Here is a 25,448-nt window from a genome sequence, read left to right as displayed (position 1 = left end):
CGGAAAGTGGTATAATACAGCTGTCGATTATCGGAATTCTGGCTTGAGTTTCCATTTTTATGGGGCAGCGGGGCAGCGCAGTGTGGAGCGCGCCGCTTTTCCTCTGGAGAGCAAAGATGAAACGACTTCTTATGCTCCTTCTGATTTCCTGTCTTGTACTTTTCGCCTGCCGGGGGCAGGGACCGCTCGTCTATAATGTCAATAAATCAGCCGAGCTGAAGGAGTATGAGTCCGAGCTTGCCGCGGAATCCCTCTATGCGGAGTCCGTGAGCCAGCAGTCCATCGAGGAATCCAGGAGGGCGGAATCGGAAGCTGCCGCACAGGAGGCGCTGATCTGGAAAAAGAAGAAGGTCAGCAAGAAGAAGGTCCTGGTCAAGGGGATTTACCTGACAGACAATACGGCTGGCTCCGGACGGATGGACGAGATCATTTCCCACATGGATCAGACCGAGCTGAACGCGGTGGTCATCGATATTAAAAATGATCACGGGCGGATCGCCTCTCAGCTGGATGCTCCACTTGCGAAGGAGCTGGGGGCGACGGTCAATACGATTTCCGACCTGCCCGGGCTTCTTTCCAAGCTCCACGAGCACGGAATCTATGCGATTGCGAGACTTGTGACCTTCCGGGACCCCTATCTCGGAGGGGTGAAGCCGGAGTGGATGAACCAAAAGGCGGACGGATCTGTCTTCCGGGATAATTCCGGGATGAGCTGGGTCAATCCCTATAAGAGGGAGTACTGGGAGTATATTGCCCAGATCGCGGATGCCTGCGCAGACAGCGGCTTCGACGAGATTCAGTTCGATTACGTCCGCTTCTGCACGGAGAAGGGCATGAACGAGGTCGTCTACTCCGAAGAGGATACGCAGGGCCTCGACAAGACAAAGATCATAACGGAATTTGTCCAGTTCATCTCGGATCGCATGGCGAAAAAGAATGTCTTCATGTCTGCGGATGTCTTCGGGACGATTATCGGCTCCTATGTAGACACGATTTCGGTGGGACAGGATTATTCCCTGATGGCCACCTGTGTCGACTACATGTGTCCGATGATCTATCCCTCTCACTACGGAAACGGCAATTTCGGGATAGCCTACCCGGATATGGAGCCCTATAAAACGATCCGGGGGGCGCTCGCGGCGTCGCGGAAGGACCTGCAGCTCGACTACAGCCAGGGCCAGTATCAGGCCTCGATCCGCCCCTGGCTCCAGGGCTTCACCGCCTCCTATTTGCAGCATTACATCAACTACGGCCCGCAGCAGATCCGCCAGCAGATTCAGGCGGTCTATGACAGCGGCTATGAGGAGTGGCTGATCTGGAACGCGGCGAACAATTATGACTGGAATGCCTTTCGATCCAAGGAGGAGGGGAAGAGAGAGGAGGAGAGCGTCGCGGCCTCTCAGAAGGCGGAGGAGGAGAGCAGGGATGCCGCTCTCCTGCCCTCGGGGAGCTCCGGAAAGGAATCCTCCTCGTCCCCATAGGGAGACGTCGGATCTTTTCCTTCCCTTTCCTTTGGAAGAGGAGCTGAGAATGCAGGCGGGCTTTCAGACAGTGGGAGGGAAGGGATGCCGGCGGAAAAGAAAACTGATTTTAATATCCCGGAGGAACTGAAAAAACTCCCGGCTCTGCCGGGAGTTTATTTGATGCATGGGCCGAAGGACGAGATCATCTATGTCGGGAAGGCGAAGGTCCTGAAAAACCGCGTCAAACAATACTTTCAGAAGTCCTATCGGAAATCCGTGAAGATTCAGCAGATGGTGAGTCTTGTGGAGCGCTTTGAGTACATCGTCGTAGACTCGGAGCTTGAGGCCTTGATCCTGGAATCCAACCTCATCAAGGAGTACAAGCCGCGCTACAATACGCTTTTGAAGGATGACAAAAACTATCCCTATATCGCCTTCAGCCTGGGAGAGCTCTTTCCGAGAGTGCGGGCGGTGCGGAGGAGGAAGAACGACCGGAGCCGCTACTTCGGCCCCTATGCCTCCATGGAGCAGGTCAATGAGGTGATTGAGCTTCTCCGGAAGAGCTTTCGCATCCGAAACTGCAATAAGGTCTTCACGGAGGAAAAGCGTCTCCCGAGGCCCTGCCTCTATTATGACCTGCATCAGTGCGACGGCCCCTGCATCGGAAGGCAGAGTAGGGAGGACTATCTCTCGCAGGTCTCGCGGGCACTGGACTTCATGAACGGGAAGTACGAGGATATCGTAAAGGAGCTCTCCCGCAGGATGAGCCGGGCCTCGGACAATCTCGATTTCGAGACCGCGATGGAGCTTCGGGATCTGATCCGCTCCATTGAGGCCGTTCAGAGCCGCCAGAAGATCACCGCATACGACGGGGAGGACAGAGACATCATCGGCATGCGGAGGGAAGGCTCCGACTGCGTGATCCAGATCTTCTTTGTCCGGGACGGAAAAATCATAGGAAGGGATCACCAGTTTATTGACATCGATCCGGAGGAGAGCGACGAGGAGCTCTTGTCCGGCTTTCTGAAGCAGTATTATAACGGGACCCCCTTTATCCCCAGAGAGATTTTCGTGCAGACAGAGCTTCCGGAGGCGGAGCTGCTCTCCGCCTGCCTCTCCGGGATGAAGGGGAGGAAGGTCAATATCAGGACGCCCCTGATCGGCGGGAAGGAGAAGCTTGTGGAGCTCGCCGTGATGAACGCGGGCATCCTCATGAACCGCTACCGGGAGAAGTATCGGGAGGAGGAGAAGAAGCTGGGGAGGGCCGTGCTCACGCTCCAGAAGCTCCTCAAGATGGAGAAGCCGCCCCGGAGGATCGAATCCTACGATATCTCGAATACCTCCGGCGCCCTCAATGTGGGCTCCATGGTGGTCTATATCGACGGGAAGGCAAAGCCGAATGACTACCGGAAGTTCCGGATCCGCTCCGTGCAGGGGCCGGATGACTATGCCTCCATGCGGGAGATGCTCACGCGCCGTTTCTCCCACGGACTTCGCGAAATGGAGCAAAATGCCGAGCGAGGCAGAAATAATGCGCTCGGCTCCTTCTCCGTCTTCCCCGAGCTGATTCTGATGGACGGCGGAAAGGGGCAGGTATCGGTCTGCGAGGAGGTGCTCTCGGAGCTTGGAATCAGCAGCATCACAGTCTGCGGAATGGTGAAGGATGAGCACCACAGGACGAGAGCGCTCCTCTACCAGGGCAGAGAGCTTCCGCTTCCGGAGAGCGGGGACGTGTTTCGCCTTCTCACAAGGATCCAGGACGAGGTGCACCGCTTCGCGATCGAATATCACCGTTCCCTCCGGGAAAAAACACAGATCCGCTCCCTCCTGGATGAAATCCCCGGAATCGGAGCAGTGCGGAAAAAGGCACTGATGAAAGAATTTAAGGACATCGACCACATCAGGACCGCGGACATAAAAAGCCTTGCGGCCTGCCCCTCCATGGATATCCACGCGGCAGAACGCGTCTACCGCTTCTTTCGGGGGGAAAGCACCGCTTGACGAAGCGCAGAAAAGAATTATACTAAACGGACATGAGATGCCGCGCGGCGGCTCCATCCGCCATACAGAAAAGCCGAGGTGTAGAATGGTCAAATATCAGCATGAAGCGATTGAAAAAAAGTGGCAAAAGTTCTGGGAGGAGCATCCTATCAATCCGAAGGACAGCGGGAAGGAGAAGTATTACTGCCTGGATATGTTCCCCTATCCCTCCGGCTCCGGGCTCCACGTGGGCCACTGGAGGGGCTATGTGATTTCCGATGCCTGGGCGAGGTATCAGCTGATCCGGGGGAAGTATGTCATCCATCCGATGGGCTGGGACGCCTTCGGACTCCCCGCTGAAAACTATGCGATCAAAATGGGTATCCATCCCGCGATCACGACGAAAAAAAATATCGAGAATATCAAGCGTCAGCTGAAGCAGATCAATGCGCTCTATGACTGGGACATGGAGCTCAGCACCACGGATCCGAAATTCTATAAGTGGACGCAGTGGATCTTCGTGAAGATGTTTGAGCACGGCCTCGCCTATGAAAAGGAGTTTCCGATCAACTGGTGCCCAAGCTGCAAGACCGGTCTTGCGAATGAAGAGGTCGTGGACGGAAAATGCGAGAGATGCGGGACGCCGGTGACGAAGAAGAATCTCCGGCAGTGGATGCTTCGCATCACAAAGTATGCGGACCGCCTCTTGGAGGATCTCGACAAGCTGGACTGGCCGGAGAAGGTGAAGAAGATGCAGGCCGAGTGGATCGGGAGATCCTATGGCGCCGAGGTGGACTTCCCGGCAGAGGGGAGATCGGAGAAGATCAAGGTCTTCACCACCCGCCCGGACACCCTCTACGGCGCGACCTTCCTGGTTCTCGCTCCGGAGCATCCGCTGGTAAAGACGCTCACGAGGGAGGACAGAAGAGAGGCCGTGGAGCGCTATATCGAGTGCGCGGCGAACAAGTCCAATGTCGAGAGGATGTCTGTCAACGACAAGGACAAGACGGGAGAGTTCACCGGATCCTATGCGTTAAATCCCATGAACGGAGAAAGGACTCCGATCTGGATCTCCGACTATGTGCTCGCAGACCATGGGACCGGTGCGATCATGTGTGTCCCCGCCCACGACGCGAGAGACTTCGCCTTTGCGAAGAAATTCGGTCTCCCGATCGTCCAGGTCATCGCAAAGGACGGGAAGGAGACGCCGGATATGGAGGAGGCCTATACCGAGGCGTCCGGCACGATGATCCATTCCGGAGAATGGAACGGCATGGAATCCTCCCGGCTCAAGGAGGAGGCAGCGGATATCATCGAGAAGCTTGGCTTTGGAAAAAAGACCGTGAGCTACAAGCTCCGCGACTGGGTTTTCTCCCGGCAGAGGTACTGGGGAGAGCCGATTCCGATCGTGCACTGCGAAAAATGCGGCAATGTCGCCGTACCGCTGTCCGAGCTTCCGCTCGAGCTCCCGAAGGTGGAAAATTATGAGCCGACCGGCACAGGGGAGTCCCCGCTCGCCGCGATCGAGGACTGGGTGAACTGCCGCTGTCCCGTCTGCGGAGGCCCGGCGAAGAGAGAGACGAACACGATGCCGCAGTGGGCAGGCTCCTCCTGGTATTTCCTCCGCTACGTGGATGTCCACAATGACAAGGAGCTTGTGAGCCGGGAAAAGGCGGACCGCTACCTCCCGGTGGACATGTATATCGGCGGTGTGGAGCACGCTGTTCTGCATCTTCTCTATTCGCGCTTTTGGACGAAGTTCCTCTATGATATCGGCGTGATCGGCTTCGAGGAACCCTTCCGGAAGCTCTTCAATCAGGGGATGATCACCGGAAAGAACGGAATCAAGATGTCGAAGTCGAAGGGAAATGTCGTCTCCCCCGATGCTCTGGTCAGGGATTACGGCTGCGACGCGCTTCGACTCTATGAGCTCTTTGTGGGTCCGCCGGAGCTGGATGCGGAGTGGGACGAGAGGGGGATCGACGGTGTCTACCGCTTCCTGAACCGCTTTTATAATCTGGTCCAGGAGTCCAGGGAGGGCGAGCTCTCTCCCACGAGGGAGATGCTTCGCATCCGCCACCAGCTGGTCCATGATATTGAGCAAAGATTTGAGAATTTTTCTCTGAATACCGTGGTCTCCGGCTTTATGGAGCACAACAACTCGCTCATCGAGCTTGCGAAGAGGGAGGGCGGCATCGACCGGGAGACGCTCCGCATTTTTTCCGTTCTCCTTGCCCCTTTTGCTCCGCATATCGCGGAGGAGTGCTGGCATGATCTCGGAGGAGAGGGCACGGTCTTTTCCGCGGGCTGGCCCGCCTTTGATGAGGAGGCCATGAAATCGGAGGAGCTGGAGATTCCGGTCCAGATCAACGGGAAGACGAAGCTCGTGATCCACGTCCCGGCCGATGAGACCCGGGAGTCGATCATCTCCCTCGGAAAGGAGGCGCTCGGCGACAGGCTCCGCGGCACCGTTCGAAAGGAAATATATGTTCCGGGCAAGATCCTCAATTTAGTTGTGCAAAACTGAAATCTTTTCTTACCTTGGGTTATAAAGATTTAATTAAAATAACGATAGCAAATTTCATAAGATATGTTAAGATAGAAGGCACTGCGGGATACAGTGCTTTCTATTTTATAGAGCTTACAGAGCAGGACAGGGGATGCCAGAATGAGCGGTTTGGACAGAGACAGAAGCGGAAGGGGAAGCTCCAGGGCGAGGGGAAGCTCGAGAGGGAGAACGGGATCCGGATATTCCCCGGCATCATCATACTCGGATGGCAGCGGAGGGACGAGAAGGCATACCAAGACCTACGATTCCGCGCAGAGGAGGAAGCTGTCCGCAAGGAGGGGATCCGAGGGGGGAGGAAAGGGCCCGATGATTCTGGGAGCCCTCGCCGCGATCCTTGTCTTCTGCGTCGCGGGCGTTCTCTTCCGGGGACTTTTCTCTCACGCGGGAAAGAGGGAGAGCACGGCGGCGGAGACGACGGCCTTTGACCCGAATATCATCCACGAGGACCTCTACTTGGACTACAGCGCCTTCTCTCCCAATGCGGAGCTTCTCAATATGAAGGGGATGACGAAGGAGCAGGTGGAGGATACCCTGAAGAAATCCTACAGCTGGGGACTCGTCGTAAAGAATTCCAATCCGAATCTGAAATCCTTCACCATGCCCGCTCTGCCGTCGGAGACCACGACAGCGGCCTCCGCCGGAGAGACCGGCGCGGATAATGAGGGTACGGAGGAGGTCGTGAAGGTCAAGGACTCTCTCTCCGGCATCACGATCCAGCCGGACAAGACACAGTTCCTGGTTCCGGATCTCATCGAGGAGAATATCTCGAGCTTTGTCGCTCAGATTTTCGAAGATTATACGAAGAAAAACGAGGAGAGCTCTTCGGAGAGCAGCACGGAGGAGACAAAGAAGGCGAAGAAAAAGAAGAAGGGAAGCACGGAGGAGAGCTCAGAGTCGAGCAGCGCTCCGAGTGCGGACTACGTTCTCCAGCTTCCGGATTTCAGCGCTCGGATCACGGACTATATGAATCAGCTCGCGCTCGTATGGAATATGGCGCCGGAGAACGGAGATATCGTCTCCTATGATGCAAACAGCGGAGAATTTGTCTTTGGCGGCACGGTGGACGGCTATTCCGTGAATGCACAGAGCACCGCAGCGAAGCTTATGGATGCCATCGAACGGAAGGCTTTTTCCGAGGCGGTCGATGCGGACGGGGAGACGGTTCCGGCATCGCTCTCCTCCATCAAGGATAAGTATAAGATCATCGGAAGCTATACCACAAAGACCACCGCAAACGCGGTTCGGAATAAGAATATCAAGCTTGCGGCGCAGACGGTGAACGGAACGATCGTAAAGCCCGGGCAGGAGTTTTCCTTCAACGGAACGGTCGGGCAGAGGACCGAGGAAAAGGGCTACGGCGGCGCTCCCGCCTACAATGCGGGAGAGGTCGTGGAGGAGGTCGGAGGAGGCATCTGTCAGGTCTCCACGACGCTCTATAATGCGGTCTTTCGCTCCGGACTCACTACCACCTATAGGAGATCACACACCTTCGCCCCGAACTATGTCACCCCCGGGATGGATGCGACGGTTTCCTGGCCGGGACCGGACTACCGCTTTGTGAATGGCTCAAGGCACGCGATAGGGATCCGTGCCTCGTATTCCGATCAGAAGGTTACGGTGCAGGTCTACGGTATTCCCGTCCTCCCGGACGGCGTCAGCTGGGAGCTCACCTCGGAGAAGCTGAAGGATCTCCCGGTCCCGAACCCCCAGATCATCACGCCGGATCAGGGCTCGGAGAGCAAGGGAACCGCCGGCTCCGAATGGCAGGCCTATAAAATCATCACAAAGAATGGAAAGACGGAGAAGGTGAAGGATCACTCCGTCACCTATAAGGGGCATCCGCCCAAGCAGTACGCGGGCAGTGCCGCGAAGGCCTCCTCCGGGAGCCAGGGCGCATCGGAGAGTCCGAGCAGCTCCGAGAGCTCCGCTTCCGAGAAGACAAGCCAGCAGGATGATAAGGAGAGCAAGAAGCAGACCCAGCAGGGCGAAAAGGAGAGCAAAGAGAGCAAGGAGGGAAAGGAGACAAAGTCCGAGAGCAAGGCGGAGACGAAATCCGACAACAAGGGGACGGTCGGTCCCGGCTCGGATATCATTTCGAACGACGGCCCCACAGTGGGATCGTCCAGCTCGGACAGCATCATAAGTGACGGCCCGCCGGCCTGAGAAGCCACCTCTTTCCCGTAAAAGAAGATCCACTCCCCGCCCTTTGGCGGAGGGTGGATTTTTGTATAAAATCGGATACGCCTTTGAATTTCTTTGCAATTCATAGGGAGAATGCTATACTGAATTTCGGTATGATATCCCCGGAAAAAAGGGGTTTTCATAGGGGTAACGCATCCAAAATACCGTTCATTTTCCAGGAGGGATTTTTATGGCAAGAAAAATGAAAACTATGGATGGAAACCAGGCTGCTGCGCATGCTTCTTATGCATTCTCTGAAGTGGCGGCAATCTTTCCGATTACGCCCTCATCCGTCATGCCGGAGCATGTCGATGAGTGGGCGACCGAGGGCAGAGAGAACATCCTCGGGGAGACGGTTTCGGTGACGGAGATGCAGTCCGAGGCCGGTGCGGCCGGCGCCGTGCATGGGGCTCTGGCGGCCGGAGCTCTGACCACCACCTTCACCGCGTCTCAGGGTCTTCTTCTGATGATTCCGGACATCTACAAGATCGCGGGAGAGCAGCTGCCCGGTGTCTTCGATGTCTCTGCCCGTGCCGTCGCAAGTCACGCGCTCTCCATTTTCGGGGATCACTCCGATGTCATGGCATGTCGTCAGACCGGTGCTGCGATGCTCTGCGAGTCCTCCGTTCAGGAGGTTATGGATCTGACTCCGGTCGCGCATCTTGCGGCGCTGAAGGGACGCCTTCCCTTTATCAATTTCTTCGACGGCTTCCGGACCTCCCACGAGATTCAGAAGATCGAGCAGTGGGACTACGAGGACCTGAAGGACATGGTGGACTGGGACGCCATTGATGCCTTCCGAAAGAATGCTCTCAACCCGAATCATCCGGTGGAGAGAGGCTCCGCGCAGAATCCGGATATCTTCTTCCAGGCGAGGGAGGCCTCCAATCCCTATTATGATGCCATGCCCGCGATCGTCCAGGAGTATATGGACAAGGTCAACGCGAAGATCGGCACGGACTATAAGCTCTTCAATTACTACGGCGCGCCGGACGCGGAGCATGTCATCGTCGCGATGGGTTCCGTCAATGACACCATTGAGGAGACCATTGATTATCTGAAGAAGACGGAGAACGCGAAGCTCGGCGTCGTGAAGGTGAGACTCTACCGTCCCTTCTCGACAGAGGCCTTCCTCTCCGCTCTTCCAAAGAGCGTGAAGACCATCAGCGTCCTCGACCGCACGAAGGAGCCGGGTTCCATCGGAGAGCCGCTCTATCTCGATGTGGTGGCTGCTCTGGCCGGAAGCGCCTTCTCCTCTGTGAAGGTTCTGTCCGGGCGCTACGGCCTCGGCTCCAAGGATACGACGCCGAACCAGATCGTCGCTGTCTTCCAGAATACGGAGAAGAAGAGATTCACGATCGGCATCAACGATGATGTGACCCATCTCTCCCTTCCGACAGGCCCCTCCCTCGTCACCACTCCGGAGGGCACGGTCAACTGTAAGTTCTGGGGACTGGGCGCAGACGGCACGGTCGGAGCGAACAAGAACTCCATCAAGATCATCGGAGACAATACGGATATGTATGCGCAGGCCTACTTCGACTATGACTCGAAGAAGTCCGGCGGAGTCACGATGTCCCATCTCCGCTTCGGAAAGTCTCCGATCAAGTCCACCTATCTCATCCACAGGGCGAATTTCGTCGCCTGCCACAATCCGGCTTATATGACGAAGTTCAACATGGTGCAGGAGCTTGTGGACGGGGGAACCTTCCTTCTAAACTGCAGCTGGAGCAAGGATGAGGTCGCAGAGCATCTTCCCGGGCAGGTGAAGAAGTATATGGCGGAGCATCACATCCGCTTCTACATCATCGACGGCGTGAAGATCGGAATCGAGACCGGCATGGGGCCGACGAGGATCAACACGATCCTCCAGTCCGCCTTCTTCACCCTGACCGGAATTATCCCGAAGGAGCATGCGAACCAGCTCATGAAGGACGCCGCGCAGAAGACCTACGGCAGAAAGGGAGAGGACGTCGTAAAGAAAAACTGGGCTGCGATCGACGCCGGGGCCAATGCCTTTGAGGAGATCCCCGTGCCGGAGGACTGGAAGAACTGCGGGGACGAGGGCCTTGAGTTCAAGAATAAGACCGAGGGCGCGAAGGATGTGCTGGACTTTGTAAACAATATCCAGAACGCAGTCTCCGCGCAGGAGGGGAACAGCCTGCCTGTCTCCGCCTTCCTGCCCTATGCGGACGGCTCGACGCCCTCCGGAACCGCGGCCTACGAGAAGCGGGGGATTGCGGTCAATATCCCGAGCTGGAACCCGGATAACTGTATCCAGTGCAACTTCTGCTCCTACGTCTGCCCGCATGCGGCGATTCGTCCCTTTGCCTATACTGAGGAAGAGGCTTCCGGGGCGCCGGAGGGTGATGTGACAAAGCCGATGACCGGCATGCCCGCCTATAAATTCGGCATCAAGGTCTCCGTCATGGACTGCGTCGGCTGCGGCTCCTGCGCGAATGTATGCCCGGGCATGAAGGGACAGAAGGCGCTCACCATGACGCCGATCGCGGAAAATCTCGGAAAGCAGGGATATTTCGACTATGCGGTCAAGCTGCCCGAGAAGGCGGATGTCATCGCGAAGTTCAAGGAGAATACGGTCAAGGGCTCTCAGTTCAAGAAGCCGCTCTTCGAGTTCTCCGGCGCCTGCCCCGGCTGCGGCGAGACGCCGTATGCAAAGCTCATCACCCAGCTCTTCGGAGAAAGGATGTACATCTCCAATGCGACGGGCTGCTCCTCCATCTGGGGCAATTCCTCTCCCTCGACGCCGTACACGGTGAATGCGAGAGGGCAGGGACCGGCCTGGGACAACTCTCTCTTCGAGGATAACGCGGAGTTTGGCTATGGCATGCTGCTTGCGCAGAATGCGATTCGTGACCGCCTGAAAAAGCAGGTCGAGAGACTCCTGGAGAAGGACGGAGATGAGGCCGTAAAGGCCGCCGCGAAGGACTACCTCGATACCTTCTCCGTCGGTGCGACGAATGGCAATGCGACGGACCGTCTCCTCAGTGCCCTGGCCGGGAGGACGGATGAGATCGCGTCGGATCTTCTGAAGAACCGGGATTTCCTCGCGAAGAAGAGCCAGTGGATCTTCGGCGGAGACGGCTGGGCCTATGATATCGGCTTCGGCGGACTGGATCACGTGCTCGCAAGCGGGAAGGATATCAATGTCATGGTCTTTGACACGGAGGTCTACTCCAATACGGGCGGACAGTCCTCCAAGGCGACGCCTACCGGCGCGGTGGCACAGTTTGCCGCGGGAGGCAAGGATACGAAGAAGAAGGATCTCGCGGGGATTGCGATGTCCTACGGCTATGTCTATGTCGCGCATATCGCGATGGGCGCCGATATGGCGCAGACCGTGAAGGCGCTCTCGGAGGCGGAGGCCTATCCGGGCCCCTCCCTCATCATCGCCTACTCGCCCTGTATCAACCATGGCATCAAGAAGGGGATGGCAAAGGCGCAGACCGAGGAGAAGCTCGCTGTGGAGGCCGGCTACTGGAACAACTTCCGCTTTAATCCGCTCGCGGAGAAGAAGTTCAGCCTCGACTCCAAGGAGCCGAAGTACGAGGGCTATCAGGACTTCCTGAAGGGCGAGGTCCGTTATCTTTCCCTTTCTCTGAAGAATCCGGAGAGAGCGGCCGCTCTGGACGAGAAGAACGAGAAGGAGGCGAGGGAGCGCTACGAGCACCTGAGAAAGCTCGCCGAGCTCTACAACAATTAAGCTAAGGCAGTAACGCCGCCCCGAAGCTCGGGGCGGCGGAGCGCGGCTTTTCAGAAGCGGAAAAAGATGCTACACTAGGGAGGCGATGAGGCTGTCATCGCCTCCCTTTTTTCGGCTTTTCGCATTCCCTAAAGAGGGGAGAAGCTGAGAAAACGCCGCCTCCCTCTTGAGAAAAGCCTGTGTCGATCAAGAGACAGACTGCCTGAAAGCTGTGCGAAATGCTTCGCAGAGGGAGAGAAGGGAAGGGGAGCACTACGCCATAGGGCGGGACTTGATGGGGAGTAAGGAATGAGAAAGGTAATTGTGGCGGTTGTAGGGAGACCGAATGTCGGAAAATCGACTCTCTTTAACGTAATTGCGGGGAAACAGATTTCTATCGTAAAGGACACACCGGGGGTGACGAGGGATCGGATCTATGCGGACTGTGAGTGGCTGAACCATCCCTTTACCCTGGTGGACACGGGAGGGATCGAACCGGACTCCCGGGACGTTCTTCTCAGCCAGATGAGATCACAGGCAGAGCTTGCGATCGAGACGGCCGATGTCATCCTCTTTGTCGTCGATGTGCGAAGCGGTGTGACGGACGCGGACTATGCGGTCGCGGAGCTGCTCCGGAAATCCCATAAGCCGATTGTACTCTGCGTGAACAAGGTGGATTCCTTCCAGAAGCTGGGGAATGAGATCTATGAGTTCTATCAGCTGGGGCTCGGGGATCCCTTCGGTGTGTCCTCCGTGAATCAGCTGGGGCTCGGAGATCTGCTGGATGAGCTCTTGAAGCATTTCCCGAAGGGTCTGGAGGAGGAAGCGGAAGATGATCGGATCCGGGTCGCCCTCATCGGAAAGCCGAATGTGGGGAAGAGCTCTATGATCAATAAGCTCCTCGGGGAAAACCGCGTCATTGTCTCCGAGATCGCGGGGACCACAAGGGATGCGATCGACACGGAGATCGTCCACGATGGAGAGCGCTACGTCTTCATCGACACCGCGGGGCTTCGGCGGAAGGGAAGGGTGACGGATGAGATCGAGAGATACTCGGTGATCCGCACGGTCTCCGCCGTGGACCGGGCCGATATCTGCGTCGTACTGATCGATGCCATAGAGGGCATCACCGAGCAGGATGTCCATATCGCGGGCATCGCGCATGAGTCCGGGAAGGGCGTCATCATCGCTGTGAACAAGTGGGATGCAGTGGAGAAGGACGATAGGACGATGCAGGATTTTACGAAGAAGCTGAGGGAAAAGCTGTCCTATATGGACTATGCGGAGTACCTCTTCCTCTCCGCGAAAACCGGGCAGAGACTCACAAAGCTCTTCCCGCTCATCGACATGGTGCACCAAAACCAGATGCTCCGCGTGAAGACGGGACTCTTAAATGAGATCATGATGAAGGCAGCGGCGATGAAGCAGCCGCCCTCCGACAAGGGAAAGCGCCTCCGTCTTTTCTATATCACGCAGGTTTCCGTCAGGCCGCCAAGCTTTGTGATCTTCGTCAATGACCGGGAGCTCATGCATTTTTCCTATACAAGGTATCTCGAAAACCGGATCCGGGAAGCCTTCGGCTTTCGCGGAACACCGCTTCGCTTTATCATCCGGGAGAGGGGGGAAAAGGAATGAGCCCTGTGAGAATGCTGATCTGTCTCCTCGTCGGATATCTCTTCGGAAATCTTCCGAGCGGCTATCTCTACGCGAAGCTCCACGGTGTCGACATCTACCATGCGGGCTCCGGAAATCCCGGCAGCACCAATGTCCTCCGCACACTCGGGAAGAGGGCCGGGGCGACGGTACTGCTCATGGATATCGCGAAGACGGTCCTTCCGATCTTTTTCCTGAGTCTCTACTGGAAGCCGGAGACAGAGGATATGCAGAGCCTCATCACCCTCTTTGCGGGGCTGGGAGCGGTGCTGGGGCACAATTATCCGCTGCTCCCCGGGATCAAGGGGGGGAAGGGAGTCGCCTGCACGGGGGCGCTGCTTCTCGCCTTTGATTGGAGGCTCGCGCTCCTTTTGCTCGCCCTTTTTATCCTGATCGTGATGCTCACGCATTATGTGAGCCTTGGCTCCATGATCGCGGCTTCCTGCTTCTTCCTTTCTGTGCTTTTCTTTGGGAAGACAGGCTTTCTCCCCATGAGCTCCGCGATCTATAGGGAATGCTGCATCCTCAGCTTTCTGATATCGGGCCTCTGCGTCTTCCAGCATCGCTCCAATATAGGAAGGCTTTTAAACGGCACGGAAAACAAGATCGGGGAGAAGAAAAAACAGGACGGATAAAGAGGATATTTTGAAGGAGGAGAGCATGAAGATCGCGGTAATCGGAGCCGGAACCTGGGGGACCGCCCTCGCCGTCAATCTGTCCCGGAATCATCATGAAATCACGCTCTGGACACGCTCTATTTCAGAGGCGGAATCCCTTCGGAGTCTTCGGCGCCACAGGAATCTGCCGGGGGTCATACTCCCGGAGGAGATCCGCCCGGGAACGGATCTCAGGGAGGCGGTTACGGAAAATGAGCTTCTGCTTCTCGCAGTCCCCTCCATCGCCGTGCGTTCTCTCTCAAAGGCCATGGCCCCCTTCGTGAGGGAGGGGCAGCTCATCGTCGTCGCCTCGAAGGGGATCGAGGAGGGGACGCTTCTCACCATGACGGAGGTCGTAGAGAGCGAGATTCCCGCGGCGGATGCGGCGGTGCTCTCCGGGCCCTCTCACGCGGAGGAGGTCTCCCGTTTTCTTCCGACCACCATCGTCGTCGGCGCTCATTCCGAGGAGAGCGCGAAGAGGATCCAGGATGTCTTTATGAACGAAAGCTTCCGCGTCTATCTGAACTCCGACATGCTGGGCATCGAGATCGGGGCCGCGCTGAAGAATGTCATAGCTCTCGCCGCGGGCATTGCGGACGGACTTGGCTACGGCGACAACACGAAGGCCGCCCTCATCACGAGGGGGATTGCGGAGATCGCCCGTCTCGGCGTCAGGATGGGCTGTAAGCTGGAGACCTTTGCGGGGCTCTCCGGCATCGGGGATCTCATCGTCACCTGCGCTTCCATGCATTCCAGGAACCGAAGAGCCGGCATCCTGATCGGAAAGGGGGCCTCCGCTGAGGAGGCCATGCGCGAGGTGGGACAGGTCGTGGAGGGAGTTTACGCCGCGAGGGCGGGGGAGGAGCTGGGGAAGAAATATGAAGTCAGGCTTCCCATCGTCGGGGAGGTCAACGCGGTTTTATTCCAGGGAAAGGCCCCAAAGCTCGCTGTCCGCGAGCTCATGCTCCGGGACCGCCGGGCAGAGAGCCATGGTGTCTCCTATTCGATCCGCCTGGAGGACAGTATATAGGAAAGCTCGGTCTTCGCCTTTTTCCGATGATATACAAGGCTTCGGAAAATAGCTGATATTCCCGTGGGTTATATATATCCAATATAAATTCATATTTAGTTATAAAAAGAATTGACAGGGCCCGCCGCTTTGTTATAATACCTTAAGACTTAAGCGGGGCGGCTCTTTATGCCCCGGCGGAGAAGCGGCATCCCGGGGAGGGATGCGGGAGATAAGCGGAGGGATAGAGAGTATGAAAAAGCAGATCAGTATGCTTCTTGCGGCGGCGATGCTTCTGTCGCTCACGGCCTGCGCTTCTTCCGGCGCAAAGTCCGAGAGCACAGCTTCGGAGAAGGCGGCGGACGGCAGCGCGAAGTGGAAGATCGGTGCAGAGGGACCTCTCAGCGGCGGGGCGGCCGTCTACGGCAATGCCGTCGCAAACGGTGCGGAGCTCGCGGTGAAGGAGATCAATGAAAAGGGCGGGATCAACGGCTATCAGATTGAATTCAAGAAGGCCGATGATGAGCATGATCAGGAGAAGGCGGTCAATGCTTTCAACAGCTTAAAGGACTGGGGGATGCAGGTCCTGGTGGGACCGACGACCTCTGCCCCCACGATCGCGGTCGGCAGTGAGGCGGAGGCCGATAATCTTTTTATTCTGACTCCGACCGGTTCCGCGGTGGAATGCACGGCGCCGAAGAATGTCTTCCGGGTCTGCTTTTCGGATCCGGCGCAGGGCACGAAGTCCGCGCAGTATATCGGAGAGCATAAGCTGGGGAAGAAGGTCGGCGTCCTCTATGATTCCTCTGATGTCTACTCCTCCGGCATCCGCGATGCCTTTGTGGAGGAGGCCAAAAAGCAGGGGATAGAGCTCACGGAGGATCAGCAGTTCACGGCGGACTCCAACAAGGATTTTTCCACGCAGCTCCAGAAATTGAGGGATGCCGGTGCGGATCTCGTCTTCCTGCCCTTCTACTATACCGAGGCGGCTCTCGTGCTGAAGCAGGCGAATACCATGGGCTACAAGCCGATTTTCTTCGGCTGCGACGGGATGGACGGACTTTTGGATGTCGAGAATTTTGACAGCTCCCTCGCGGAGGGACTGATGCTCCTCACTCCGTATTCGGCGGACGCGGGGGACGAGCGGACAAAGAATTTCGTGAAAAGCTACGAGGAGCAGTACGGAGATACGCCGATTCAGTTTGCGGCAGACGCCTATGACGCGGTCTATGCCATCAAGGCGGCGGCGGAGAAGGAGGATTTAAAGCCCTCCCTGTCTGTCTCCGAGATCGGCGACGGGCTGGAGAAGGGGATGACGGAGATCCAGCTCGACGGGCTCACGGGATCCGGAATGCGCTGGAGCGCGGAAGGGGATGTGGATAAGGAGCCGAAGGCTGTGCGGGTCGAAAACGGAAGCTATGTCTCTGCGGAATAAAAAAGGCATAAGAAAAGGCATAGTTTTTGCGGATTTATGAAAAGGAAAAAAGGGCTGCTAAGTGGCTGCCCTTTTTTTCAGACTCTGCCCCGCTCCGGGGGCGCGGCAGAGTGCATCGGAGGGGGAAGTATCCATGATGAGTTTTTTTTCTTATTTGCTGAACGGCATCAGCCTGGGAGCGGTCTATGCCATCATCGCACTCGGCTATACGATGGTGTACGGCATCGCGAAGATGCTGAATTTTGCGCACGGCGACATCCTTATGCTGGGAGCCTATACCGCATTTATCGCGTTCAACAGCCTCGGCCTTCCGATTCCGGCCTCGGCGCTTCTCGCCGTCATCGTCTGTACGCTCACGGGTATTCTGACGGAGCGGATCGCCTATAAGCCGCTTCGCGGGGCGAATTCCCTCGCCGTTTTGATCACGGCGATCGGCGTCTCCTACCTCCTGCAAAATCTCGCCCTCCTTATCTTTGGCGCGAATCCGAAGAGCTTCCAGTCCTTTATCCCGATTAAGCCCCTGCATCTTGCCGGAGGCGCGCTCACGATTCCGGGAGAGACCATAGCGACGATACTGACGGGACTTATCGTCGCGGCGGGACTGCTCCTCTTTGTCCACCGCACGAAGGCGGGGCAGGCGATGCTCGCGGTCTCCGAGGACAAGGGGGCAGCCACGCTCATGGGCGTCAATGTCAATGCGACGATCGCGATGACCTTTGCGATCGGTTCGGCCCTCGCCGCAGTGGCGGGCATCCTCCTTTGCTCCGCCTATCCCAGCCTGACACCGACGACAGGGGCGATGCCCGGAATCAAGGCCTTTGTCGCCGCGGTGCTGGGAGGGATCGGTTCCATACCCGGGGCCTTTCTCGGCGGAGTGATTCTGGGGATTTTGGAGAATCTCTCGAAGGCCTATATTTCCTCCAAGCTTTCCGATGCGATTGTGTTTTCCGTCCTCATCCTGGTGCTTCTTGTGAAGCCCAGCGGAATCCTGGGGAAGAAGATCACGGAGAAGGTGTAGGGTGCAGCGATGAACGGAAACAGTCGAAGAAAAAAGATCTTTCAGAGCGATATGGCGAGCTATGCCATGATTCTCGCTGCCTATCTCGCGGCGGAGCTTTTTTTGAGAAGCGGCGCGGCGGGCTCCCTCTTTAAGGGACTTTTGGTGCCCCTTTGCATCTATTCCATCATGGCGCTGAGCCTGAATCTTGTGGTCGGGATCTCCGGGGAGCTCTCCCTCGGGCACGCGGGTTTCATGTGCATCGGGGCCTTCAGCTCGGCGAGCTTTTCGATGCTGATGAAGGGACAGGGGCTTCCGAACGGGCTCTGCCTTTTCCTTGCGATCGTGATCGGCGCGCTTTCTGCGGCGGTATTCGGCTTTCTGATCGGAATTCCGGTGCTCCGCCTGAAGGGAGACTACCTTGCGATCGTGACGCTCGCCTTCGGGGAGATCATCAAAAACCTGATCAATGCCCTCTACTTCGGCGTGGACGAGAGGGGTGCACACTTTTCCCTGAAGGATGGAGCTGCGCTTAAGCTTGCAGGCGGCGGGAGGATCATCATTAAAGGGGCGCAGGGGATCACCGGAACCCCGAAGCTTTCGAATTTTACGGTCGGGATCATCCTGCTCCTCCTCTCGCTTTTTCTTGTGCTACGTCTCATGAATTCCAGGACCGGCCGGGCCATTGCGGCGGTCCGGGACAACCGGATCGCCGCGGAATCCATCGGCCTCGATGCTGCGCGCCTTAAGCTTCTTGCCTTTACGATCTCCGCGGCCATTGCCGGCGCGGCGGGGGTGCTCTATGCCCACAATCTGAGCTCCCTGCAGGCCCTTCCGAAGAACTTCGGCTACAATCAGTCCATCATGATTCTCGTCTTTGTGGTCCTCGGCGGGATCGGGAACATGCGGGGCTCTGTCATTGCCGCCGTACTTCTGACCCTGCTTCCGGAGCTCCTCCGCTCCCTGAACGACTACCGCATGCTGATCTATGCGGTTGTCCTGATTCTCATGATGCTTTTCACCTCTTCTCCAAGCTTTCTTTCCTTCCGGAGGGAGCTTCTTCTCCGGCTTCGCGGGAGGGGGAAGGACGGAAGGGAGGTCTCCTGATATGGCGGTTTTAAAGGCAGAGGCGCTCAGCATCTCCTTCGGGGGACTGAAGGCCGTGGATGATTTTCATATCGAGATCGAGAAAAAGGAGCTCTATGGCCTGATCGGGCCGAACGGCGCGGGGAAAACCACGATTTTCAACCTTCTGACCGGTGTCTACCGTCCGGAGAGCGGCAGAATCCTCCTAGACGGCGAGAATATCGCCGGAAAGAGCTGTGTCGAGATCAATCAAAGGGGCATCGCGAGGACCTTCCAGAATATCCGGCTCTTCCATCAGCTCAGCGTGCTCGATAATGTCAAGGCGGGCTTTTACCATCATTTTCCCTATTCCCTCCTAGACGCGGTCCTTCATACGCCGCGCTACTTCAGGCAGGAGAAGGAGATGGACAAAAGAGCGGAGGAGCTTCTCTCCGTCTTTGAGCTCTCGGAGGTCTCGGACTGCCGTGCGGGAAATCTCCCCTACGGGAAGCAGAGAAAGCTCGAGATCGCGAGGGCGCTTGCGACGGGGCCGAAGCTTCTGCTTCTGGATGAGCCCGCCGCGGGCATGAATCCCAATGAGACGGAGGAGCTTATGGGGACGATCCGCCTCGTGCGGGACCGCTTCGATATGACCATCCTTTTGATCGAGCACGACATGAAGCTCGTGAGCGGCATCTGCGATCGTCTGACCGTCCTGAATTTCGGGCAGGTTCTGAAGCAGGGAGAGACCGCGGAGGTTCTCCACGACCCCGAGGTTGTGAAGGCATATCTTGGGGAATGAAGGAGGAGAGATGAGCGCGATTTTGGTGGTGGAGAATCTGGAGCTTTGCTACGGCGTGATTCAGGCTCTGAAGGGGATTTCCTTCCATGTGAACAGGGGCGAGATCGTCAGCCTGATTGGCGCAAACGGCGCGGGAAAGACGAGCACGCTTCAGACCATTACGGGACTGATCCCGTCCCGGGGAGGAAGGGTGCTCTACAAGGGAAGGGAGATCACGAGGGCTCCGGGCTATACGCTCGTTCGGCAGGGACTTGCCCACGTCCCCGAGGGGAGGCGCGTCTTTTCGAGCCTAAGCGTCTATCAGAATCTGATGCTTGGCGCCTATACGAGGAAGAAGAAATCCGAGATCGAGGAGAGCCTTTCGATGATCTATCAGCATTTTCCGAGGCTTCTCGAGCGAAAGCAGCAGATGGCGGGGACGCTCTCCGGCGGGGAGCAGCAGATGCTCGCGATGGGAAGGGCACTCATGTCAAAGCCGGAGATGCTCGTTATGGACGAGCCCTCGATGGGCCTTTCCCCGATCTATGTCAATGAGATCTTTTCGATCATAGAGAAGATCCACGCTTCCGGGGTGACGGTGCTTCTCGTCGAGCAAAATGCCGCAAAGGCGCTCTCGATCGCAGACCGCGCCTATGTTCTCGAGACGGGTAGGATCACGATCGAGGGGAAGGCGTCGGAGCTTCTCCGGGATGAGAGGGTAAAGGCAGCTTATCTCTCGGAGTGATTTTCCCGGAGAGAAGCTCTCAGGGAAGGCCCGATGGATCTTCCGACGGGACGGTTTTCGATGGAATCGGCGCTTCCTCAAAGAGAATTTTCCGGATCGGTTTTTCGGATGCTGTTCCCGGGGAGCGGAAGGGAGGATGCTTGAACAGGAAAGCGGCGGTCGGAATCGTGCTTTTAATGATATTCTGCGTGCTGTCGAGTCTTTTCTTCCGCCTTTATCTCAGAGAGCAGCTCCGCCGCTACGATGAGAGAGGGGCACAGGGGAGGCAGGGCGAGGAGGGGACGGCACCGCTGATGCTTTCGGGGGAGGAGACGAGGGAGTCCGATCCCCGCGAGAGCCCGAAGAAGCGCTTTCAGCGGGAGCTCTTTGAGCTGGATCGGGAGACGGAGGAGCTTCTCTCCCAAAAGGGAGGGACATCCCTCCGGGAGAGGAGGCAGAGGATCTCCGAAATCTGGGACGCCAAGATGCGGCAGATTGCCTCCGATGTCTCCGGAGAGCTCTACGGCAAGGAGAGGGAGGACTTCCAGATCGAGCAGAGCCGCTTCCTCCTCGAGCGCGCGCAGGATGCAAAGAAGGAGCTCAGCGAGAAAAAGAGCGGGAGCACCGAGAATATCGACTACCTGAAGAAGTACACGGAGCTCACGCGGGAGCGCTGCTATGAGATTTTGGACAAGCTTTCAGACTAGGGCTTGCGCAGGATCTCCCGGAAAAGTATAATCCCCATGGAATGTCTATGGAAAGGAAGATTGGGAAATGCAAAAATACGGCGTCAATGAGCTGAGGCGGATGTTTCTTGAATTTTTTGAGGAGAAGCAGCACCTCAGGATGAAGAGCTTTTCTCTGGTCCCCCACAATGATAAGAGCCTCCTTCTGATCAATTCCGGCATGGCCCCCCTGAAGCCCTACTTCACGGGGCAGGAGATCCCGCCCAGGAAGCGGGTCACTACCTGTCAGAAATGCATCCGCACAGGGGATATCGAGAATATCGGGAAAACCGCGAGGCATGGCACCTTCTTTGAGATGCTGGGCAATTTCTCCTTTGGAGATTACTTTAAGGAGGAAGCGATTCACTGGGCCTGGGAGTTTCTGACGGAGAGGGTGGGGATACCGGCGGACCGGCTCTATCCTTCCGTCTATCTGGATGACGACGAGGCCTTCCGGATCTGGAAGGAGGAGATCGGCATCGCCCCGGAGCGCATCTACCGCTTCGGAAAAGAGGATAATTTCTGGGAGCACGGAGCGGGCCCCTGCGGCCCCTGCTCGGAGATCTACTATGACCGCGGGGAAAAATACGGCACGGGACCGGAGGATGTCATGGGAGGCGAGGGAGACCGCTTTATGGAGGTCTGGAACATCGTCTTTTCTCAGTTCAATAATGACGGACACGGCGTCTATACCGAGCTTGAGCATAAAAACATCGATACAGGCATGGGACTGGAGCGGCTTGCGGTCGTCTGTCAGGATGTGCTCTCCCTCTTTGATGTCGACACGAACCGGGCGATGATGGAGGAGATCGGAGCGCTCGCGCACTGCCGCTACGAGGAGGATCCGGAAAAGGATGTCTCCTTCCGCATCATCGCGGACCATGTGAAGAGCTGTACCTTCATGGCCTCCGACGGGATCCTGCCCTCCAATGAGGGACGGGGCTATGTCTTTCGGAGACTGCTTCGGCGGGCCGCCCGACACGGAAAGATCCTCGGACTCAAGGGCAGCTTCATGGCCGCGCTCTCTCAGAAGGTGATCGAGCTCTCAAAGGACGGTTATCCGGAGCTCGAGGAGAAGAGGGAGATGATTCTCCGCGTCATCGAGCAGGAGGAGGAGAGATTCCAGAATACGATCGACAAGGGGCTGGAGATTCTCTCAGAGCTTCAGGAAGAGATGAAGAAGAGGGGGGAGAAGGTTCTGTCCGGTGAGGACGCCTTCCGCCTCTACGATACCTTCGGCTTTCCGCCGGATCTTACGAGGGAGATTCTCTCGGACAAGGGGCAGAGCATCGACGAGGAGGGCTTCCAGAAGGCGATGCGGCTGCAGCGGGAGACCGCAAGGGCCGCCCGGAAATCCACGAATTATATGGGGAGAGACGACATCTATCAAAGGCTTGACCCGAAGCTCCGGACAGAGTTTACGGGCTATCACAGCCTCACGGAGCGATCGAAAATCACCGCGCTCGTGCGCCTCGCCCCGGAGGAGGGAGAGGATGAGATCGTAGATGCCCTGACGGACGGGGAGAGAGGAGCGGTTCTCACGGAGAGGACCCCCTTCTACGCGACGATGGGCGGACAGGTGGGAGACACAGGATCGATTTTGGGAGGAGAGGGGGACTTCGCCGTCGAGGAGACGATTCATCTCCAGGGGGGGAAGATCGCCGAGATCGGCACCATGCGCTCCGGAATGCTCAAGGCGGGAGAGGAAGCGGAGCTCCGGGTCGATCCGATCCGCCGGGAGAGGACCGCGAGAAATCACACGGCTACCCACCTTCTCCATGAGGCGCTTCGGGAGGTGCTGGGAAATCATGTCGAGCAGGCCGGAGCTTACTACGACGACAAGCGCCTTCGCTTTGATTTTACCCATTTTGAAGCTCTGACAGAGGAGGAGATCCGGAAGGTCGAGGAGATCGTGAACCGGGAGATTTCGAAGCTCACCCCGGTGAAGACGGAGGAGATGAGCCTGGAGGACGCGAAGAAATCCGGTGCGGTTGCGCTTTTCGGGGAGAAATACGGAGACAGGGTGCGCGTGGTCTCCGTCGGCGACTTTTCAAAGGAGCTCTGCGGCGGGACGCATGTCGCAAACACCGCGGAGATCCAGGGCTTAAAGATCCTCTCCGAGCAGGGGATCGCCTCCGGTGTCCGGAGGATCGAAGCGCTCACCTCGGAAAACCTCATGGCATATTTTTCGGAGGAGGAGGAGCTTCTCCGGGAGGCGGCAAAGCTTCTGAAGACCGAGCCGAAGCATCTTTCGGAGAGAATCCTGGCCCTGGAAAAGGAGTTAAAGGACAGCCGGGCCGAGGCGGAGAGTCTCAGAGCGAAGCTTGCGAAGGAGTCTATGGGAGAGCTTTCGGTCGAAGAGATCTCCGGGGTCAGCTTCCTCGCGAAGGCTCTGGAGGGCGCAGACGGGAATTCTCTCCGTGAGCTCGGAGATCAGCTGAAGGAGCGCTATCCGGATGCGTTTATCGTCCTGGCGTCGGACAAGGGGGGAAAGCCCTGCCTCATGGCGACTGCCGCGGACTCGGCTGTGAAGAAGGGAGCGGATGCCGGAGCACTGATCCGGGCTGTGGCCCCGATCCTCGGCGGAGGCGGAGGAGGACGCCCGAATATGGCGCAGGCCGGCGGAAAGGATACGAGCAGGATCCCGGAGGCTCTGGAGAAGGCCCGGGAAATTGCGAGGGAGCAGCTGAAGGCGTAGGGACCGTTTTTTGCCCGGCCCTGAGATACTGATTTTAGCGAAGCTAATATTGATTTTGGCACAGCCATGAGAGATCGTGGCTGTGCCTTTATGCATCCGGCACCAGATCCAAAGCTGCTGCCGGATTGATCCGGAGTCGGCTCTGCGGATTCCCTTGACTTCTTACGGAATCGTGCTAGAATATGAAAATGGTTTTCAAATCCAAAGGTGAGCCATGAGCGAAAAGACAAGATATAAGACCCAGCAAAGAGCGGAGATCGACGCCTATTTGGAGTCAGTCCCGGGAAAGCATATGACGGCGGCGGATATCTGCGCCCATTTTCGGGAGCAGGGAAGGCCCATCGGGACGAGCACCATATACAGGCAGCTCGAGCGCATGATCGATGCGGGTCTTGTAAAGAAGTATGTGATCGATCAGAATAGCCCGGCCTGCTTCGAGTACGTCGGAGGCGGGAGGGGGGAGAGCGGCAGCTGCTTTCACTGTAAGTGCGAGAAATGCGGGAAGCTGATCCACCTTCACTGCGGGGAGATGGAGCTGATCGAAGAGCATCTTCTCAGTCGGCATGGCTTTTCCTGGAATCCGATGCGCACGGTCTTCTACGGGATCTGCGGGGACTGCCGGGATTAGGCTTCCTTTCCCGGGATTTTAGAGGGAGCATCGGAGCAGCTGATATTTTCAAGAAAGAGGTCAAGATGAAGCTGAAGAAATTGCTGTCTGCATTTGTTATCGCATGTTCCGGAGCGGCTCTGCTCTCAGCCTGCACTCAGGGCGGAACACAAAGTACGGAGGCGAAGAAGGAGAGCTCCCCGGAGAAGACGGAGGCCCCGAAGGAATCGGAAAAAGCGGAAACGGAGAAGGCGGAGGGCGGAAAACGCCTGAATATCGTCTGTACCAATTTCCCGGAGTATGATTTCGTCCGGGCGATCGCAAAGGATCAGGCGGATATCACGATGCTCTTAAAGCCGGGGGCGGAGAGCCACAGCTATGAGCCGACGCCGGAGGATATCATAAAGATTCAAAAGAGCGATCTCTTTCTCTATGTCGGAGGAGACTCCGACGAGTGGGTCGCCGGCATGCTGAAGTCCATGGATACGAAGAATATGACGATCTTTAAGCTCATGGACGCGGTGGACCTGATCGAGGAGGGACACTCCGAGGGCATGGAGCCGGAGAAGGAGGAAGAGGAGCCCGCCGCGGAGAAGAGCGCCGCTTCGGAAGGAGAGTCCGCTTCGGAGAAGAGCGCTTCCGAAGAGGCGGAATCCGAGGAGGAAGAGGGCCCCGAAATGGATGAGCATGTCTGGACCTCTCCTGTGAATGCGGAAAAGATCGTAGAGAAGCTCGCGGAGACGATGGAGAAGCTGGATCCGGAGAAGAAGGAGAGCTTTTCGAAGAACGCCGAGGACTACATCGGAAAGCTCAAGAAGCTGGATCAGGAGTTCCGGGACGTTGTGAACAGCGGAAAGCGGAAGGAGATTATCGTCGCAGACCGCTTCCCCTTTACCTACTTCTGTAAGGAATACGGGCTCAGCTATTACGCCGCTTTCCCGGGCTGCTCAACGGATACACAGCCTTCCGCGAAGACCATCGCCTTCCTCCAGGACAAGGTGAAGGAGGATCAGATCCCCGTGGTCTTCCACATTGAGCTCAGCAATGAGCAGATGGCGGACGCGATCTGCAAGGATACCGGCGCGAAGAAGGAGCTTTTAAACGCGATTCACAATGTCACGGACGAGGACTTCAAGGCCGGTGTGACCTATGTGGATCTTATGGAGAAGAATGTGCCAGCGCTGAAGGAGGCATTAAACTAA

17 protein-coding genes are annotated in these 25,448 nt (G+C 57.1%); all 17 read left to right on the top strand.

All coding sequences use genetic code 11. The features are described from left to right. Positions 1–116 precede the first annotated feature (116 nt). The 17 genes from HMPREF1986_RS09590 (at position 117) to HMPREF1986_RS09510 (ending at position 25,448) form a co-directional block, all read left to right on the top strand. Positions 117–1,481 carry a putative glycoside hydrolase gene (locus HMPREF1986_RS09590; protein ID WP_242837373.1) on the top strand — a complete coding sequence of 455 codons (1,365 nt, stop codon included), beginning with the start codon at positions 117–119 and terminating at the stop codon, positions 1,479–1,481. Between the two features lie 84 nt (positions 1,482–1,565). Next, the gene (gene uvrC / locus HMPREF1986_RS09585; protein WP_021774642.1) at positions 1,566–3,464 is read left to right on the top strand and encodes an excinuclease ABC subunit UvrC; all 1,899 of its coding nucleotides are present in this window, start codon (positions 1,566–1,568) and stop codon (positions 3,462–3,464) included. Positions 3,465–3,549: 85 nt separating this feature from the next. Continuing rightward, positions 3,550–5,970, top strand: a complete 2,421-nt coding sequence (gene leuS / locus HMPREF1986_RS09580; protein ID WP_021774641.1) for a leucine--tRNA ligase — start codon at positions 3,550–3,552, stop codon at positions 5,968–5,970. A gap of 141 nt (positions 5,971–6,111) precedes the next feature. Next, on the top strand, positions 6,112–8,175 hold the full coding sequence (locus tag HMPREF1986_RS09575; protein WP_242837372.1) for a VanW family protein: 2,064 nt from the start codon (positions 6,112–6,114) through the stop codon (positions 8,173–8,175). 208 nt (positions 8,176–8,383) lie between these two features. After that, positions 8,384–11,917, top strand: coding sequence for a pyruvate:ferredoxin (flavodoxin) oxidoreductase (nifJ, locus tag HMPREF1986_RS09570; RefSeq protein WP_021774637.1), 3,534 nt, complete (start codon positions 8,384–8,386; stop codon positions 11,915–11,917). A gap of 288 nt (positions 11,918–12,205) precedes the next feature. Continuing rightward, entirely contained in the window at positions 12,206–13,531 is a 1,326-nt protein-coding gene (gene der, locus HMPREF1986_RS09565) for a ribosome biogenesis GTPase Der (RefSeq protein ID WP_021774635.1), read from the top strand. Next, positions 13,528–14,184: a glycerol-3-phosphate 1-O-acyltransferase PlsY gene (gene plsY / locus HMPREF1986_RS09560; protein ID WP_021774634.1), complete on the top strand. Its 657-nt coding sequence runs from the start codon at positions 13,528–13,530 to the stop codon at positions 14,182–14,184. Before der ends, plsY begins: the two co-directional genes overlap by 4 nt. A 25-nt stretch (positions 14,185–14,209) precedes the next feature. After that, positions 14,210–15,235 (top strand): NAD(P)H-dependent glycerol-3-phosphate dehydrogenase, encoded by a 1,026-nt coding sequence (locus HMPREF1986_RS09555; protein ID WP_036600185.1) that lies wholly within the window; start codon positions 14,210–14,212, stop codon positions 15,233–15,235. A 232-nt stretch (positions 15,236–15,467) separates the two neighbouring features. Beyond that, the gene (locus tag HMPREF1986_RS09550) at positions 15,468–16,649 is read left to right on the top strand and encodes an ABC transporter substrate-binding protein (protein WP_036600183.1); all 1,182 of its coding nucleotides are present in this window, start codon (positions 15,468–15,470) and stop codon (positions 16,647–16,649) included. A 136-nt stretch (positions 16,650–16,785) separates the two neighbouring features. Then, entirely contained in the window at positions 16,786–17,667 is an 882-nt protein-coding gene (locus HMPREF1986_RS09545) for a branched-chain amino acid ABC transporter permease (protein WP_196794843.1), read from the top strand. Positions 17,668–17,676: 9 nt separating this feature from the next. Next, entirely contained in the window at positions 17,677–18,753 is a 1,077-nt protein-coding gene (locus HMPREF1986_RS09540; protein WP_021774631.1) for a branched-chain amino acid ABC transporter permease, read from the top strand. Between the two features lies 1 nt (position 18,754). Continuing rightward, positions 18,755–19,513, top strand: a complete 759-nt coding sequence (locus HMPREF1986_RS09535; protein ID WP_021774630.1) for an ABC transporter ATP-binding protein — start codon at positions 18,755–18,757, stop codon at positions 19,511–19,513. A gap of 10 nt (positions 19,514–19,523) precedes the next feature. Then, positions 19,524–20,237, top strand: a complete 714-nt coding sequence (locus tag HMPREF1986_RS09530) for an ABC transporter ATP-binding protein (RefSeq protein ID WP_021774629.1) — start codon at positions 19,524–19,526, stop codon at positions 20,235–20,237. 140 nt (positions 20,238–20,377) lie between these two features. After that, positions 20,378–20,923 (top strand): lysozyme inhibitor LprI family protein, encoded by a 546-nt coding sequence (locus HMPREF1986_RS09525; protein ID WP_009215918.1) that lies wholly within the window; start codon positions 20,378–20,380, stop codon positions 20,921–20,923. Positions 20,924–20,990: 67 nt separating this feature from the next. Further along, the gene (gene alaS / locus HMPREF1986_RS09520; RefSeq protein WP_021774627.1) at positions 20,991–23,639 is read left to right on the top strand and encodes an alanine--tRNA ligase; all 2,649 of its coding nucleotides are present in this window, start codon (positions 20,991–20,993) and stop codon (positions 23,637–23,639) included. 214 nt (positions 23,640–23,853) lie between these two features. Then, positions 23,854–24,267 carry a Fur family transcriptional regulator gene (locus HMPREF1986_RS09515; protein WP_009215915.1) on the top strand — a complete coding sequence of 138 codons (414 nt, stop codon included), beginning with the start codon at positions 23,854–23,856 and terminating at the stop codon, positions 24,265–24,267. Between the two features lie 65 nt (positions 24,268–24,332). Then, positions 24,333–25,448 (top strand): metal ABC transporter substrate-binding protein, encoded by a 1,116-nt coding sequence (locus HMPREF1986_RS09510; protein WP_021774625.1) that lies wholly within the window; start codon positions 24,333–24,335, stop codon positions 25,446–25,448.

The sequence above is a fragment of the Oribacterium sp. oral taxon 078 str. F0263 genome, assembly GCF_000469565.1.
Lineage (GTDB): Bacteria > Bacillota > Clostridia > Lachnospirales > Lachnospiraceae > Oribacterium.
The sequence above is the reverse complement of the archived record's forward strand: the minus strand, read 5'-3'. Positions and strand labels throughout refer to the sequence as shown.

Excerpts from the sequence above, each read along its gene's own strand:
- HMPREF1986_RS09515 (WP_009215915.1), top strand. The coding sequence starts at position 23,854 with ATGAGCGAAAAGACAAGATATAAGACCCAGCAAAGAGCGGAGATCGAC.
- HMPREF1986_RS09510 (WP_021774625.1), top strand. The coding sequence starts at position 24,333 with ATGAAGCTGAAGAAATTGCTGTCTGCATTTGTTATCGCATGTTCCGGA.
- nifJ (WP_021774637.1), top strand. The coding sequence starts at position 8,384 with ATGGCAAGAAAAATGAAAACTATGGATGGAAACCAGGCTGCTGCGCAT.
- HMPREF1986_RS09550 (WP_036600183.1), top strand. The coding sequence starts at position 15,468 with ATGAAAAAGCAGATCAGTATGCTTCTTGCGGCGGCGATGCTTCTGTCG.
- HMPREF1986_RS09590 (WP_242837373.1), top strand. The coding sequence starts at position 117 with ATGAAACGACTTCTTATGCTCCTTCTGATTTCCTGTCTTGTACTTTTC.
- leuS (WP_021774641.1), top strand. The coding sequence starts at position 3,550 with ATGGTCAAATATCAGCATGAAGCGATTGAAAAAAAGTGGCAAAAGTTC.
- HMPREF1986_RS09575 (WP_242837372.1), top strand. The coding sequence starts at position 6,112 with ATGAGCGGTTTGGACAGAGACAGAAGCGGAAGGGGAAGCTCCAGGGCG.
- HMPREF1986_RS09530 (WP_021774629.1), top strand. The coding sequence starts at position 19,524 with ATGAGCGCGATTTTGGTGGTGGAGAATCTGGAGCTTTGCTACGGCGTG.
- HMPREF1986_RS09535 (WP_021774630.1), top strand. The coding sequence starts at position 18,755 with ATGGCGGTTTTAAAGGCAGAGGCGCTCAGCATCTCCTTCGGGGGACTG.
- der (WP_021774635.1), top strand. The coding sequence starts at position 12,206 with ATGAGAAAGGTAATTGTGGCGGTTGTAGGGAGACCGAATGTCGGAAAA.
- plsY (WP_021774634.1), top strand. The coding sequence starts at position 13,528 with ATGAGCCCTGTGAGAATGCTGATCTGTCTCCTCGTCGGATATCTCTTC.
- alaS (WP_021774627.1), top strand. The coding sequence starts at position 20,991 with ATGCAAAAATACGGCGTCAATGAGCTGAGGCGGATGTTTCTTGAATTT.
- HMPREF1986_RS09545 (WP_196794843.1), top strand. The coding sequence starts at position 16,786 with ATGAGTTTTTTTTCTTATTTGCTGAACGGCATCAGCCTGGGAGCGGTC.
- uvrC (WP_021774642.1), top strand. The coding sequence starts at position 1,566 with ATGCCGGCGGAAAAGAAAACTGATTTTAATATCCCGGAGGAACTGAAA.
- HMPREF1986_RS09540 (WP_021774631.1), top strand. The coding sequence starts at position 17,677 with ATGAACGGAAACAGTCGAAGAAAAAAGATCTTTCAGAGCGATATGGCG.
- HMPREF1986_RS09555 (WP_036600185.1), top strand. The coding sequence starts at position 14,210 with ATGAAGATCGCGGTAATCGGAGCCGGAACCTGGGGGACCGCCCTCGCC.